The 13,388-nt window shown below is 60.0% G+C and carries 13 protein-coding genes and 1 pseudogene; 13 read left to right on the top strand and 1 reads right to left on the bottom strand.

Going from position 1 to position 13,388, the window contains the following annotated elements:
- A partial coding sequence (locus tag ROE7235_RS20380) for a LuxR C-terminal-related transcriptional regulator (RefSeq protein WP_370743584.1) occupies positions 1 to 196 on the bottom strand: 196 nt, incomplete at its 3' end.
- Positions 197 to 389: 193 nt separating this feature from the next.
- Here ROE7235_RS20380 and ROE7235_RS08970 point away from each other — a divergent pair.
- The 13 genes and pseudogenes from ROE7235_RS08970 to kce all read left to right on the top strand — a co-directional run.
- Positions 390 to 701 (top strand): annotated as a pseudogene (locus ROE7235_RS08970) (PEP/pyruvate-binding domain-containing protein); the annotation flags it as partial.
- Positions 698 to 1,261 carry a nuclear transport factor 2 family protein gene (locus tag ROE7235_RS08965; protein ID WP_220669547.1) on the top strand — a complete coding sequence of 188 codons (564 nt, stop codon included), beginning with the start codon at positions 698 to 700 and terminating at the stop codon, positions 1,259 to 1,261. The pseudogene ROE7235_RS08970 and the gene ROE7235_RS08965, both read left to right, overlap by 4 nt.
- Before the next feature lie 58 nt (positions 1,262 to 1,319).
- Positions 1,320 to 2,171, top strand: a complete 852-nt coding sequence (locus ROE7235_RS08960; protein WP_121094790.1) for a branched-chain amino acid ABC transporter permease — start codon at positions 1,320 to 1,322, stop codon at positions 2,169 to 2,171.
- Positions 2,171 to 3,106, top strand: a complete 936-nt coding sequence (locus ROE7235_RS08955) for a branched-chain amino acid ABC transporter permease (protein WP_121094788.1) — start codon at positions 2,171 to 2,173, stop codon at positions 3,104 to 3,106. The genes ROE7235_RS08960 and ROE7235_RS08955 overlap by 1 nt, the downstream gene beginning before the upstream one ends.
- On the top strand, positions 3,103 to 3,852 hold the full coding sequence (locus ROE7235_RS08950; RefSeq protein WP_121094786.1) for an ATP-binding cassette domain-containing protein: 750 nt from the start codon (positions 3,103 to 3,105) through the stop codon (positions 3,850 to 3,852). The genes ROE7235_RS08955 and ROE7235_RS08950 overlap by 4 nt, the downstream gene beginning before the upstream one ends.
- A 3-nt stretch (positions 3,853 to 3,855) precedes the next feature.
- Positions 3,856 to 4,548: an ABC transporter ATP-binding protein gene (locus ROE7235_RS08945; protein WP_121094783.1), complete on the top strand. Its 693-nt coding sequence runs from the start codon at positions 3,856 to 3,858 to the stop codon at positions 4,546 to 4,548.
- 34 nt (positions 4,549 to 4,582) lie between these two features.
- The gene (locus ROE7235_RS08940) at positions 4,583 to 5,860 is read left to right on the top strand and encodes an ABC transporter substrate-binding protein (RefSeq protein ID WP_121094782.1); all 1,278 of its coding nucleotides are present in this window, start codon (positions 4,583 to 4,585) and stop codon (positions 5,858 to 5,860) included.
- Positions 5,861 to 5,961: 101 nt separating this feature from the next.
- Complete coding sequence (locus ROE7235_RS08935) at positions 5,962 to 6,687, top strand: MBL fold metallo-hydrolase (protein WP_121094780.1); 726 nt, start codon at positions 5,962 to 5,964, stop codon at positions 6,685 to 6,687.
- Positions 6,684 to 7,553, top strand: coding sequence for an FAD binding domain-containing protein (locus tag ROE7235_RS08930; protein WP_121094778.1), 870 nt, complete (start codon positions 6,684 to 6,686; stop codon positions 7,551 to 7,553). The genes ROE7235_RS08935 and ROE7235_RS08930 overlap by 4 nt, the downstream gene beginning before the upstream one ends.
- Positions 7,546 to 10,353 (top strand): molybdopterin-dependent oxidoreductase, encoded by a 2,808-nt coding sequence (locus ROE7235_RS08925; RefSeq protein ID WP_121094776.1) that lies wholly within the window; start codon positions 7,546 to 7,548, stop codon positions 10,351 to 10,353. Before ROE7235_RS08930 ends, ROE7235_RS08925 begins: the two co-directional genes overlap by 8 nt.
- Positions 10,346 to 11,416 (top strand): zinc-dependent alcohol dehydrogenase, encoded by a 1,071-nt coding sequence (locus ROE7235_RS08920; RefSeq protein WP_183073433.1) that lies wholly within the window; start codon positions 10,346 to 10,348, stop codon positions 11,414 to 11,416. Before ROE7235_RS08925 ends, ROE7235_RS08920 begins: the two co-directional genes overlap by 8 nt.
- A 14-nt stretch (positions 11,417 to 11,430) precedes the next feature.
- Positions 11,431 to 12,351 carry an SMP-30/gluconolactonase/LRE family protein gene (locus ROE7235_RS08915; RefSeq protein WP_121094772.1) on the top strand — a complete coding sequence of 307 codons (921 nt, stop codon included), beginning with the start codon at positions 11,431 to 11,433 and terminating at the stop codon, positions 12,349 to 12,351.
- Positions 12,352 to 12,370: 19 nt separating this feature from the next.
- Positions 12,371 to 13,315 carry a 3,5-dioxohexanoate:acetyl-CoA acetone transferase gene (gene kce, locus ROE7235_RS08910; RefSeq protein ID WP_121094770.1) on the top strand — a complete coding sequence of 315 codons (945 nt, stop codon included), beginning with the start codon at positions 12,371 to 12,373 and terminating at the stop codon, positions 13,313 to 13,315.
- Positions 13,316 to 13,388: the final 73 nt, after the last annotated feature.

Genomic DNA, 13,388 nt, shown 5'->3' with positions numbered 1-13,388 from the left:
GCGCCGTGCGTGGGTAAATTAGGCGTTCAAGGTCGGTGTCAGACATCTCTGGCGGTAGTGGCCAGGACAGATTTACCTCGGCAGCGCGATCCAGATATGCCTGAACCGTTGTCCGCCCAATCGTCAGGCTGACACCAATTTTACGGGTCGAAAGACCCTCGGCAGACAGCCGCAAAACATCTCGTATCTTCCGCATCGGCAATCTCTTCATCGGGCTTCCCTCAAAGCTAAAAAGCCAGACGGTAGCCAGTTACAGATTGCCTCGCAGCATCACATCACAGGGTGGCCGGATGCTCCGGAATCAGTGGCCGGATAAAATCGGAATGGGTGGCCGGATACTTTCGGAATCACTGGCCGGATGACCCCGGAATACGCAGGTCGATGCCGAAAAAGCCGGCGTCACCTTCTCCATCCACCCGGTTACGCGGCGCAAGGACCGGATGCTGATTGAGGCCGTGTTTGGGCTTGGTGAGCAGGTTGTCTCGGGAGAGGTGACGCCGGACCATTACGTGGTGGACCGCAAGGGTCGGAAGAAAAAAGAAGACCTCTATCATGGCGGGGTGCTCGCGGATAGCGAGTTGTCACAGCTCGCCGACCTCGCGCTTCAGCTGGAGGTTCACTACGGCAGGCCCCAGGACATCGAATGGGCAATCCGTGGCGACAATGTCTACCTGCTTCAGTCGCGCCCGGTCACGGCATGAACGACGACGCGCCGCGACGTTCCCGTCGCGAACGCAAAGCACTTCGTATCCAGGCCCGTGCAGCCCTCCTTTCTGGAAGGAAACTGAAGATGAAGTCGATGATCAAGCTCACAGCTTTGGCCGCAATCTTGCAGGCGGGCATATTATCCGTGGCGCACGCGCAAGAGCTGCCGCCTCTTGTGCCGCAGCCCAATGCGGAGATGGTGACTTTCGAACACCTAGAGGCACTCAATGAATGCGACTGGGACCGTCTGATGGCGCAGTACCCCGAAGAAGTGCTGTTCATCCTGCCGAACGGGGTAACGATCGAGGGTCGGACAGCCATCGGAGAGCTGTTCACCGGGTTCTGCCTGCCGCGCGAAGAGGGCGGGCTGGCCGGTGCGACCTTCATCACGGAAACGGTGCGGACCGTTGGCGGCACGGTCAATGTCAGTTGGCGCCTAGAGGCCGACTGGCTTCAGGAGCCCTACCGCGGCGGTGACGCATACGTGACGAAAGATGGGCTGATGTACGTTCAGGTGACGACATTTGACCCGGCTGACATGAATTTCGTCGACTGAAGAGTTTTCCGGCGGTCAGCCCGGCACGCCGGTCAATACGAGGAAGGACAGACAAAAGATGCTCATAGTTGACGCGATCTTCATCGGGCTTCTGGAAGCCTCGCCGCTGATCCTGGCTGCGATGGGCTTCACGCTGATATTCTACCTCAACGGCTTCATGAACATAGCCTACGCCGAAAGCATCACCTTTGGCGCCTATTTCGCCATCCTGTTTAACGTGGTTCTGGGTGCACATTTCTATGTCGCATTGTTGCCGTCTATGCTGCTGTCAGGCGCGATGAGTGTCGCCGTCTATCTGGCGATCTTTCGTCCCGCGCTCAATCGCGGGGTGGGACCGACCGAAATGATCATCCTCTCGGTCGGTGTTTCGTTCTTGTTGCGATATGGTCTGATCCTCATCGTCGGTCCCGAAAACCTCTTTCTGAACGAACCTTCGATCGTTTACATGCAAGTTCTGGGACTCGGCGCCACCAATCTGCAACTGGTCGCTCTGGCGCTGGTTTTCGCGATGGCAGGCATTCTCTACTGGATGGTGTACTACACCGGACTTGGCGAGCAGATGCGCGGACTTGCCAATAATCGCGAACTTGCGATGGCAAGCGGCATCAACCCCCATGTCACCTCGATGGCGATCTGGTTCATTGCGGGCTGCGCGGGCGGGATGTCCGGTGTGTTCTCGGGCGTCTTTGCTCAGGTCACCCCTTACATGGGCTGGAACGTGATCCTCATCACCATGCTGGTCACCATTGTAGCGGGTGTCGGAAGCGTTCGCGGAGCGTTTGTCGCCGCTGTCGTGGCGGGCATCCTCACCGCCTTCATCACACTGGTGACCAAGCCCCTATACGCCGACGTGGTGTTGCTGCTGGCGTTCATCGGGGTCCTTACATATCGCGGCGCGAGAACAGCCTAATGGATTATCTTATCTTCTCCCTATCGCTGATGATGGTTTATATCGGCCTTGCCCAGCTTCTTCATCTTCAGTTTGGCATGGCTGGCATCCCCAACTTCGGTGTCGTCGGATTCTGGGGTATCGGGCTCTACGGGACCGGCGTGCTCTACGTCCAGTTCGGTTTCCCTCTGTTTCTCGCGATTATTGTTGCTTCGGCCGTTGCTGCGGCAGTGGGCTACGTGCTCGCGCTTCTGGTCTTGCAGCGAAGTGGGCAGGCCATTCTTGCGGCGACCTTGGCTTTTGCCGCCATCGTGGCAACGCTGGTGGTCACTGAAAAGGGTCTGACAGGCGGCGTTCAGGGGCTTGGCACCATCGGTTTTCCACTGCGGGAGCTTGACGCGCGAAATCTTGTCTATCTTGGGCTTCTCGTGGTGATCGTAGGCGCGATGATCTGGGTTTCGGCGCGGGTGCGCGACTCGAGGTTTGGCCGCATCCTTTCTGCGATCCGGGACAACGAGGAACTTGCCGCAAGCCTCGGTAAAGACACTGCCGCCACCAAGAGGATGCTCTTTGCGATTACCTGCGGATTGATGGGCGTGCTCGGCGGGCTGACCGCGCCGCTCCACCAGTTCCTTGTGCCCTATCTTTTGGCACCATCGCTGACTTTTGCAGTCTGGATCGCGCTGGTGCTCGGCGGGAAAAACCACAACCTTGGTGCCATGATCGGTGTGTTCGTAACTTTCGGACTGTTCGACATCTTGGTCGAAACTTACGCGCCGGTCCCGGCAGAGCAAGCCATCCTGCTGCCGAACCTCAAGCTATTCTGCTACGGCGTTCTGCTTGTCGCCATCATCATGTTCCGGCCCACCGGGCTTCTTGGTGTGGACTCTCCTAGGTCCCCCAAAAGACCTGCCTCGGGCGCAGGGCGGGACGTGTCCACGAGAGGGGCCGAATGATGCAACTTGAAGCCACAAACCTTACCAAGTCGTACCATGAGCACGAGGTGGTCAATATCGAAAAAGTGGCTTTCGGCGCCATGGGCCTCGAAGGGCTGATCGGGCCGAACGGGGCGGGGAAAAGCACACTGATGGGCCTCCTGACACGCCGGATTGCACCGACAAGCGGATCGATCAAACTGTCCACTGACACCGGTACAAAGAGCCTCAATCCGTTGCGCTCTCACGAGGTGGCTCGGATCGGGCTTATCAAGACAAACCAGCGCATTCAGGGGTTTGACAGCTTGACCATCCGGGACTCGCTCAGGCTCGCCATGACCCCCCCTGACGCGGAAGGACTAAAGAGCATTTTCGCCAAGACGCGCGACAGTGACGAAGTCGAGGAGAAGGTCTCTTACTACGTGGAGGCGTTCCCGTTCACGGATCGCGAGGGACATGCCCGGTCTGGCGGCGAAAAGAAGCTCGTCGATATCCTGCGCTGCCTGATAGCAGAGCCGAAACTGCTCTTGATGGATGAACCTACCGCGGGTTTGCCCGACGACATCACCCGAAAAGTGATGAACATGGTGCGCGAGAAAGTGGCCTCCGGCGCCATGCGCGTCGTCGTGGTGGAGCATGATCTGCCGCTGATTTGGGAATATTGCGACTACGTTCATTTTCTCTCGGAAGGCTCGATCCTGTTTGAAGGCGAGCCCGACGAGGTGAAATCGAACCGCGTTGTCGCAGAGAAGTATATGGGAGTCTGAGCGATGTTCGAGGTCGAAAACCTGCGATCCGGATATGGCGAGATTGGCGTGTTGAAGGAACTCAGCTTCGCGGTGCAGGACGAGATCTTTGCCGTTCTCGGCTCCAACGGTGCCGGGAAGACGACGCTCCTGAAGACCCTGGCGCGGCTTTTGCCGGTCCAATCGGGCCGTCTGAAGCTTGACGGTAAGGATGTGACCGATGCGCCGGCCCACACGATGCCGGGCGCCGGCGTGGCCTATGTGCCGCAGGAAGGGAATGTCTTCCCCGACCTGTCCGTGATGGAGAACCTGTCGATTGGCGGGCGCACCGGGCACCGACCAAAAGCTGAAAAACTGGAGGAAGTGTTCACGCTCTTTCCCAGGCTAAAGGAGCGCACGTCCCAGGCAGCGGGTTCGCTCTCGGGTGGCGAAGGTCAGATGCTCGCCGTCGGGCGGGCGCTGATGCAGGATCCCAAGGTTCTTCTGCTCGACGAACCCTCGGCCGGACTATCGCCGATCTTCGTCGATACCCTGTTCTCGAGCATCGCCGAGACTCGAAAAGAGCGTGGCGTGACGATCGTTTTGGCGGAGCAGAATGCCGTCAAGACGCTAGAGATCGCCGATCGCGTAATGGTGCTATCGCTGGGGGAAATGCACCTGCTGCGCAATCGGTCAGAGCTGACCATGAAAGATATCACGGCAGCGTATCACATCTGAACTTTGGAAGAAGTGTCAAACGGAGGAAAGAGTTATGACAACGGAGGAGAAGGTTATGACAAGGAAGACGATTCAACTTACCAGCGCTATCGCACTCGCGGCGGGGCTAGGCTTCGCAGCAACTGCGTCTGCCCAAGAGGAAACCGTGGTCGGCCACCTGACCTATCATACCGGTGAGTTCGGCGCTTTTGGCCCGTTCTTTGATGGTGTGGCCGAGGTCGCCATCGCGAAGATCAACCAAGATCCGCCGCTCGGCCGTCCGTGGCGCGCGGTTCACCAGGACATCGGCACGGTGGGTGAGGCACGTGCCGCCCGCAAGCTGGTGGACAGCGATGGGGTGCATATTCTGCTGAACCCGGCGCACAGCTACATGTCGTACCGCGAGTTCATGCTAGAGACGATTGCCGAGCAGGGATACCCGATTATGCCGTCGGTTCACGGTGGTGCGATCGATGGGTCGATCGGCGGCGTTGCCGAGGAGCCGATTTTCCGTGGCTCGCCGATGGACACCGCTCAGGGTACGGCGGCGTTGCTTTACGCGCAGCAGGCGGGCAAGAACCGCGTTGTGATCGTCGGCACCGAAACTGCAGGAGCGCAGCTTCAGAAGAACGCCGCGCTGCGCACCGCCGAAGCTCTGGGCATGGATGTACTGGACGATTTCGACATCCAGGCTTCTGACAGCAACTACCGCTCCGTCGTGTCTCGGATCGCGCGGCTTGACCCTGAGGCGGTCGTCATCTTCTCGTCCACCAATGCAGGCGGCTCGATTGTCAAAAACGCTGCAGAGGCAGGCGAAAGCTGGTTCGTCGTAGGGCCGACCGACTGGCAGGAGACCGAGTTCATCGATACCGCCACCGAGAGCGCGCTCGCCCAGCATGAGGAAGTTGCGATGGCGGCCTTCGCCCATGCCGAGAACCCGGCTTGGGAAGCCTATGAGCCTTTCGCAAACTCCTCGCCCAATATCGAGGATATCGGCGATGTCGCGAACTCCTATGCTATTCAGTACTATGACGTGATGATCGCCACCGCATTGGCCATCGAAAAGGCCGGTGAGATTAGCTCCGAAAGCTGGACCGAGGCGATGTACGACGTCACCGGCGGCGATGGAGAGATCGTCTACACCTACGAGGATGGTCTCGCGGCGATCCGCGACGGGCGCGAAATCAACTATGATGGCGTGACCGGGACCATGGAGTACACGCCCACCGGCATTGTCTCCGGCCTGTTTGGCATCTTCGAATGGCAGGACGGAGAACTCGTGCAGATTGACAGCGTCGATGGTGACGCCGTGCTTGAACACGAAAGCATGTAAGAAAAGCTGCCCAAGGGCCGGGCAATGTTCTGGCCCTTGGGATGTCGCGACGCGTCGAAAGAGGCTCGGCGCCGGACGCAACCAGCAGGAGAAATGGGAAAATGGACATCAGATGGTATGGTCATGCCTCGTTTCGCCTTTTGCCCAAGGCCGGTCCCGTGATCATCACCGACCCCTATCTGCCGGAACTTGTCGGGTATGCGCCCATCCCCGATCCGGCAGATATCGTGGTGATCTCCAGCACCGATGACGATGGCCACTGCCGCGAAGATCTGGTTCCCGACAACCACGCGGTTGTCGATGCACTAGATGTGGCGCTGAATGGCGGCAGTCGTGTCGTGGACGGTCTGACATTCAACGCGATGGAGGCGATGGAGTACGAACATCATCCCGAGCACGCAGTACCGGGCCAGAACGCAATGTACCGCTTCGAGCTTGACGGGATCAGGATTGCCCACATGGGTGACGTCGGGAACCGCCTGACATCGGCACAAATGGAATTTTTTGAGGATGTCGATATTCTGCTTGCGCTCACTGGCGACGCGCTCACGATCAAACTGCCCGACCTGATGGAGATGATCCATCGGATGCGCCCGCGGATCGTGATCCCGATGCATTTTCGCACACTGGCCTACAAGCCGCAGCGAGGCGCATGGATTGAGGCGTTTCTCGCTCATTTTCGAGCTGACCAGATCGACTACGCGCTCGGCTGCGATGTCACTGTCTGGAAGGCAGACATTCCGGATGAGACCCGTGTCCTTGTCATGGATTACCACCGTTCCGCGGCGGATTCGGGGACCAAGATACCTGCGAGGGTCGGCGTATGACGCCCTTCGACTATTTCCGACCTGCGAACCTAGTGGAAGCGTCTGAAGCCTGGGCAGAGGCAGGCGCATCGGCCCGGCTTCTCGCCGGTGGCACAGATCTTACGGTTGCCTTGCGCCACGGGCATCTTTCGACCCGGCTTGTCATCGACCTAAAGGCGGTGGCGGATATCAAGCCGGATATAGCGTTCGAGAGTGGCATTCTCAGAGTAAGTTCCAGCACGACAATGATGCAACTTGGCCGTTTTCTAGCTGAAAGGGGCCTTTTGCCAGCATTGCGCGAGGCGACCGACGTTGTCGGCTCGATCCAAATCCGCAACCGCGCGACGCTCGCCGGCAACATCTGCAACGCGTCGCCAGCCGCAGATACCGTGCCGGTGCTCGCAGCACTCGGTGCCAGCGTGGAGCTATACGGAAGAGGTGGCACCCGTGTGCAACCGGTTGCAGAGTTCATCGAGGGCAATCGGAAGATTGACCTCGGCGCCGGCGAGATCGTCGTTGCGGTGCTCATCCCGATTCCCGAAGCCCCGCTCGGCACCGCCTTTGATCGGATCACGCGGCGCCGTGGGGTGGACCTCGCCACCACGAACATGTGCTGTACGGTCAGCGCGTCTGGCGAGGTGATCGTAGCCTTCGGCGCTGTGTCGCCGCGGCCGTTGGTGCTGCGCGACGAATCCGGCGTGTTGGGCGACCCTACGAGTGCGCCTGCTGACCGCTTGGCTGCGATCCGTTGGTTAGCCAGGCAGGCGGCGCCCATCTCTGATGTGCGCGCCAGCGCCGAGTACCGCACCGCGATGCTTGAAGTGATGACCGAGCGCGCCCTTGCAACAGCACAGTCAAGATTGGCGGAGGCAACGACCCATGCCTGATACTTTCAAGCCTCAGGATAATGCTGCGGCACAATTCGGCGCAGTCGGAAAAGTCGACCTGATCGTAAACGGGAAACGCGTTTCACGCGAAGTCGCCCCACATATCTCGCTTCTGGATTTCTTGCGTGACACGTTGGGTCTGAAAGGCGCAAAAGAGTGCTGCGCGGTCGGTGAATGCGGCGCTTGCACCGTGATCGTGGATGGTCAGCCGGTCAACTCATGCCTGATGCTCGCTGTCGAAAGCGAAGGGACTACCGTCGAGACAGTGGAATCGCTTTCGGCCGGCGGCCAACCGAGCACCGTTCAGCACAGCTTCCTCAAGTGCGGTGGCGTGCAATGCGGCTTCTGTATACCCGGTATGGTGATGTCGGCTGAAGCGCTGCACCGGGCTCGTCCGGAGGCGTGCGAAGCGGAGGTGCGCGAGGCCCTTTCAGGCAATCTTTGCCGCTGCGGGGGCTACAACCGGATGTTCGCCGCGATGCGTGATGCCGCCGGTGAGAGCGTCCACGAGATTACAACAGACCCGGTCACGGGGAGCACTGTGGGCGCCGACATTCGCCGCGCCGGCGGGTTGGAGCGGGTCACCGGCAGTCAGCTTTTCCTAGCGGATATCGACATCACCGGAATGGCGCATCTCAAGCTCGTCACCCTTAATGTGGGTCGTGCCAGTATCAAGGGGGTCGACACCCGTCGGGCGCTGGCGGTGCCGGGTGTACTCGATGTCATCACCGCCGCCGAACTGCCACAGCCGGTGCCTCGTTTCGGCCCGGCCTATCAGGACCGCCCGGTCATTGCAGTGGATGAAACGCGCTATCACGGTGAGCCGGTAGCAGCCGTCATTGCCGAGACCAAAGATATCGCGGCCTATGCCGCAACGCTGGTCGACGTGGACTATGATCCCTTGCCCGCTGTCACGTCTATCGACGCCGCCGTCGCATCCGACGCGCCGCTGGTGCAGCCCCCCGACCTGCGACCGGATGATCCGCTGGCGCACAGCAATGTGCTGAAGGACATGCATTTTGGCTGGGGCGACGTGGATGCGGCCGGAGCTGGGGCCGACCTTGTGGTCGAGAACGTCTATACTTTCCCGATGGTGACCCACTTTGCCATCGAACCCCACGGCTTTATCGTCGATGCTCAGCAGGATCGTCTGAAGATCTGGAGCCCGGTGCAACATCCTTTCCTTCTTCAGAAGGTCATGGCCCAGCTCTTCGATCTTCCTTTGAGCGCGGTGCAGGTCATCGCACCCGATCCCGGCGGTGGCTTCGGTGGCAAGCAGATGCCAAAGTTCGAGCCGCTTGTGGCCTACGCCTCGCAGAGGATCGGGCGGCCTGTGCGGCTTGTCCTGACGCTGGAGGAAACCTTTCAGGCGGTTCGACGCGCGGGCGCCAAAATCCATGTACGCTCGGGCTTCTCGAAAGAGGGTGCCCTACTTTTCCACGATATCCAATCCGATTACTTGATAGGCGCCTATGTTGATATTGCCGAGCGGGTGACCACGAAGGGTAACTACCTGGCTTGCGGCCCCTACCGCGTGCCGAACGCCCGCATCCACGCCCGCCCGATCCTCTCCCACACAACGCCGAGCTGCGCATACCGCGGATTTGGGACGCCGCAGGTAAACTGGGCGGTGGAGAGTCAGATCAACGAGGCGGCACGGCGACTTGGGATGGACGGCCTTGCGATCCGCCTTCGCAACGTGGCTGACAAAGGCGACGAGGTGGTGCCGGGGGATCAGCCCGCCGACGGGCATTGGCTGCAATCACTTCGGAAAGCTGCCGATATGCTGGGCTGGGATACGCCAAAGCCGTCCGGTCGAGGCCGCGGAATTGCAGTGGGTATCAAGGCGGGCGCAACCACGGGGCTGTCCAACTCTACGGTGCGGCTACTGGCGGACGGATCTATACTTGTTTTCGCCGGTACGTCGGACATGGGCCAGGGCGCGCGTACGATCTTTGCCCAGCTTGCCGCCGATGCGCTCGGTGCGCCCTATGACCGCGTGGAGCTGATCATGGGGGACACCTCGGTGGTGCCCTTCGATTTGCAGACCTCGGCCAGCCGCTCCACCGTGTTCATGGGAACCGCAATTACCCGTGCCTGCGAGGACATTTACGCCCAGGTCATTGAGCTTGCGAGCGATACCCTCGGAATTCCAGAAGAGGATATCGCCATCGCGGACGGGCGCATCATTCTGCCCGGCGGCTCCGAGACGATCTTCGAATTCGTCCAGAAGAACCTCGGCAAGTGGAATGGTGAACTTATCGGCAATGGCCGGATGCGAAAGCCGACCGTGGCCGAGCACCCGCTTGGCGGCACACCGGCTTTCTTCGAGTTCAACTGCACCGCCTTCGAGGTGGAGGTGGACCGCAAGACGGGCGAGGTGGTGATTCACAAGCACGTCACCGTGGGCGACGTGGGTAAGGCGCTCAATCCGCTTCATGTCGAGATGCAGGACGAGGGCGCGGCGATCATGGGTCTGGGCCACTCGCTCTACGAGCAGATCCTGATGGACGAGTCTGGTCAGATCAAGAACCTCGGCGCCATCGATTACCGGATCGTAACCACCAAGGATATGCCGATTTCTCTGAAAACCGGGATGATTGAGAACGCGGACGGGCCCGGACCGAAAGGATCGAAGGGGGTGAGCGAGGGAGCGATCCTCTGCACCGCCCCGGCGCTCGGAGCCGCAGTTGCCGATGCCACCGGCGTCGCCATCAAAGACCTTCCGCTCACCCCCGAACGGGTCTGGCGCGCCCTGCGCCGCGACCCAGCAGACAGCTCAGGAGGCCCAAATGCTTGATAACAAGAGAACAATGGACGCCCTTGTTCTGACCGCGCCGAGGGAATTCGGAATTCAAGAAATTCCGATCCCCACGCCCGAAACTGACGAGGTGCTGTGCAAGGTTGACACGACTTTTATCTGCGGCACCGATCCGCATATCATTCAGGGTGATTTTCCGGGCTTCTGGCCGAAGGAGTTTCCGCTGGTTCCCGGACACGAGTGGTCCGGCACCGTGGTCGAAACCGGGTCCAGGGCCAATGCCCTCGGCTGGCGCGAAGGCGACAGGGTCTGCGCGATTTCCCATGTGGGCTGCGGCTACTGCCACAACTGCATGACTGGTCGCTTCAATATTTGTCTCAATTACGGCCACCCAGAGCGGGGACACCGGCAGCACGGCCATTATACGCCGGGTGCCTATGCGCAGTACATGTGCGCGTCGGTCAAGAGCCTATACCGTATCCCCGACGATATGAGCCTAGAATACGCCGCGTGTGTCGATCCGTTGAGCATCGCGCTCTATACGGTCAACCGGACCCGGATTCAGCCTGGCGACGATATCCTCATCATGGGCACCGGGCCGCAGGGCTTGATGGCGATGCTTTGCGCAAAGGCAGTCGGCGCCGGAAGAATTTACGTGGCCGGGCATGGCGCGCGGCTCAGGCTGGCCGAGGACCTTGGTGCTATCGGGATCGACTACCGCAGTAGCGACGTCGCGAAGACGGTGAGAGACATGACCGATGGTCTGGGAGTGCCACGGGTGTGCGAGTGTGCCGGGACCGCGACCTCGATCCGGCAAGCCTGCGACGCTGCTGGCAAGGGCGGCGTGGTGTCCGTGATCGGCATTCCCCACGAGGATGTCAGTCTGCCGCTCAAACGGATGGTGCTGGACGAGGTCGAGATTGTCGGCAACCGCGCGAACCCCAACACCGCACAAGCCGCCATCGCGCTCATGTCAGAGGGCCGCGTCGACCTGTCCCCGCTCATGACCCACCGTTTCCCGCTCTCACAGTTCGCCGGTGCGCTGGAGACATATGAAGGGCGCCGGGATGGGGCGATGAAAGTGGCGATCAAGCCGAACTGACAGGGACGATAGCAATGACGGTCGAGATCGAGTGCATCCTCGAATGCAACAATCATCTGGGTGAAGGTCCGGTTTGGGACGTAGAGGAGGGCCGCCTCTATTGGCTCGACTGTACCGGCCCGCGCTTTGGCAAGAAGGCGGTCTGGCGGATGGACCCAAAGTCAGGGAAAGTGGAAAGCTGGGATCTTCCCAAGGATATCGGTGCCATGGCCCTGCGTGAGAGGGGCGGTCACGTCGCAGCGATGTGCGACGGATTTTACTTCATGCATATCAAGGACGACCGGATTGATCTGGAACTCATCAAGCATGTCGATGCCGATATCGAGCGCACGCGGCTCAACGATGGCAAGGTCGACCGGCGTGGCCGCTTCTTCGCAGGTGGCATGGACGATCTTGAAGAGCTCAAGAATTGCGGACTCTGGCGGCTGGACCCGGACCTTTCCGTCACGAAGGTCGAGGACGGTATAATGTGTACCAACGGGCCTTGCTGGAGCCCTGACGACAAAACGTTCTACCTCGCCGATACATTCGTGGAAGAGTTCTGGGCCTATGATTACGACATCGACACGGGAGGATTGGCGAACAAGCGGGTTCTTGCAACCACCAAGGCAGATGAAGGTGTCGCGGATGGCTCTACGGTCGACGCCGAAGGCTACCTTTGGAACGCCCAACTCATAAGCGGCGATCTTGTGCGCTATGCCCCCGATGGCAGCGTGGAAAGACGTATCGGGATGCCGGTGAAAAACATCACCAGCGTCATGTTCGGTGGCGACAATCTCGACGTGATATATGTGACCTCGATGGCGCGTGTAAAGCACCCAGCAGTTCACGACATGTTCCAACAACAAGAAAAGCCGCAATTCCTCGCTGGTAGTCTTTTCGCCGTCAAAGGCCTCGGCATACGTGGCCTGCCTGAACCGCGTTTCGCCGGCTAGCTCAAGGAAGGCCCACGACATGACCACGACCGAGTCACAATCGGGAAAAGTCATCATCACCTGTGCAATCACGGGCGCGATCCATACGCCGTCGATGACGCCCTATCTGCCAGTCACCGCCGACGAGATTGCGCGCTCAGCGATCGAAGCGGCTGAGGCCGGTGCGGCGATTCTGCACCTGCACGCGCGCAATCCGGAGACCGGCCAACCCGATCAGACCCCGGAGGCCTTTGCGCCGATCCTCGGCCGCGTCAAACAGGCCACGGGCGCAGTGATCAACATCACCACCGGCGGCAGCCCCTACATGAGCGTAAGTGAGCGCGCGGCTCCGGCCGCAACGTATCGGCCCGAAATCGCATCGCTGAACATGGGGTCGATGAATTTCGGCCTGTATCCCATGCTGAGCAGGTTCACCGAGTTCAAATTCGATTGGGAACGTCAGCATCTGGAAGGATCGCGCGACCTCGTTTTCCGCAATTCCTTTCAGGACATCGAGTACGTTCTGGAAACCTGCTACGGCCACGGGACGCGGTTCGAATTTGAGTGCTACGACATCGCGCATCTCTACAATCTTGCCCACTTCGCCGATCGCGGGCTCGTCAAGGCGCCCTACTTCGTGCAATCGGTATTCGGCCTGCTGGGTGGGATCGGGTCGCACCCAGAGGACGTATTGCACATGAAGCGCACGGCCGACAGGCTCTTCGGAGACGACTACCGATGGTCGGTACTCGGGGCAGGGGCAAACCAGATGCGCATTGCAACCCAAGCGGTCGCCCTTGGCGGAAACGTGCGGGTCGGCCTAGAAGACAGCATTTGGGCGGGAAAGGGCGAACTTGCGACATCAAACGCCGTACAAGTCCGAAAAGCGCGGCAGCTCATAGAGGGCCTTGGGCTATCTGTTGCGACACCGGATGAGGCACGCGACATTCTTGCGCTGAAGGGGTCTCACAACGTGGGATTCTGATTGAGGTTCGGGGCCGGCCCGTCGTCTTGGGTATTCAGCGTCTGTCATGCCCAGCCAGAAACCTCACGCGTCG

It is taken from the genome of Roseinatronobacter ekhonensis, from assembly GCF_900499075.1.
Lineage (GTDB): Bacteria > Pseudomonadota > Alphaproteobacteria > Rhodobacterales > Rhodobacteraceae > Roseinatronobacter > Roseinatronobacter ekhonensis.
The sequence above is the reverse complement of the archived record's forward strand: the minus strand, read 5'-3'. Positions and strand labels throughout refer to the sequence as shown.

Coding starts and splice junctions, on each gene's coding strand:
- ROE7235_RS08965 (WP_220669547.1), top strand. CDS start 698: ATGAACGACGACGCGCCGCGACGTTCCCGTCGCGAACGCAAAGCACTT.
- ROE7235_RS08945 (WP_121094783.1), top strand. CDS start 3,856: ATGTTCGAGGTCGAAAACCTGCGATCCGGATATGGCGAGATTGGCGTG.
- ROE7235_RS08920 (WP_183073433.1), top strand. CDS start 10,346: ATGCTTGATAACAAGAGAACAATGGACGCCCTTGTTCTGACCGCGCCG.
- ROE7235_RS08955 (WP_121094788.1), top strand. CDS start 2,171: ATGGATTATCTTATCTTCTCCCTATCGCTGATGATGGTTTATATCGGC.
- ROE7235_RS08925 (WP_121094776.1), top strand. CDS start 7,546: ATGCCTGATACTTTCAAGCCTCAGGATAATGCTGCGGCACAATTCGGC.
- ROE7235_RS08960 (WP_121094790.1), top strand. CDS start 1,320: ATGCTCATAGTTGACGCGATCTTCATCGGGCTTCTGGAAGCCTCGCCG.
- ROE7235_RS08950 (WP_121094786.1), top strand. CDS start 3,103: ATGATGCAACTTGAAGCCACAAACCTTACCAAGTCGTACCATGAGCAC.
- ROE7235_RS08940 (WP_121094782.1), top strand. CDS start 4,583: ATGACAACGGAGGAGAAGGTTATGACAAGGAAGACGATTCAACTTACC.
- kce (WP_121094770.1), top strand. CDS start 12,371: ATGACCACGACCGAGTCACAATCGGGAAAAGTCATCATCACCTGTGCA.
- ROE7235_RS08915 (WP_121094772.1), top strand. CDS start 11,431: ATGACGGTCGAGATCGAGTGCATCCTCGAATGCAACAATCATCTGGGT.
- ROE7235_RS08935 (WP_121094780.1), top strand. CDS start 5,962: ATGGACATCAGATGGTATGGTCATGCCTCGTTTCGCCTTTTGCCCAAG.
- ROE7235_RS08930 (WP_121094778.1), top strand. CDS start 6,684: ATGACGCCCTTCGACTATTTCCGACCTGCGAACCTAGTGGAAGCGTCT.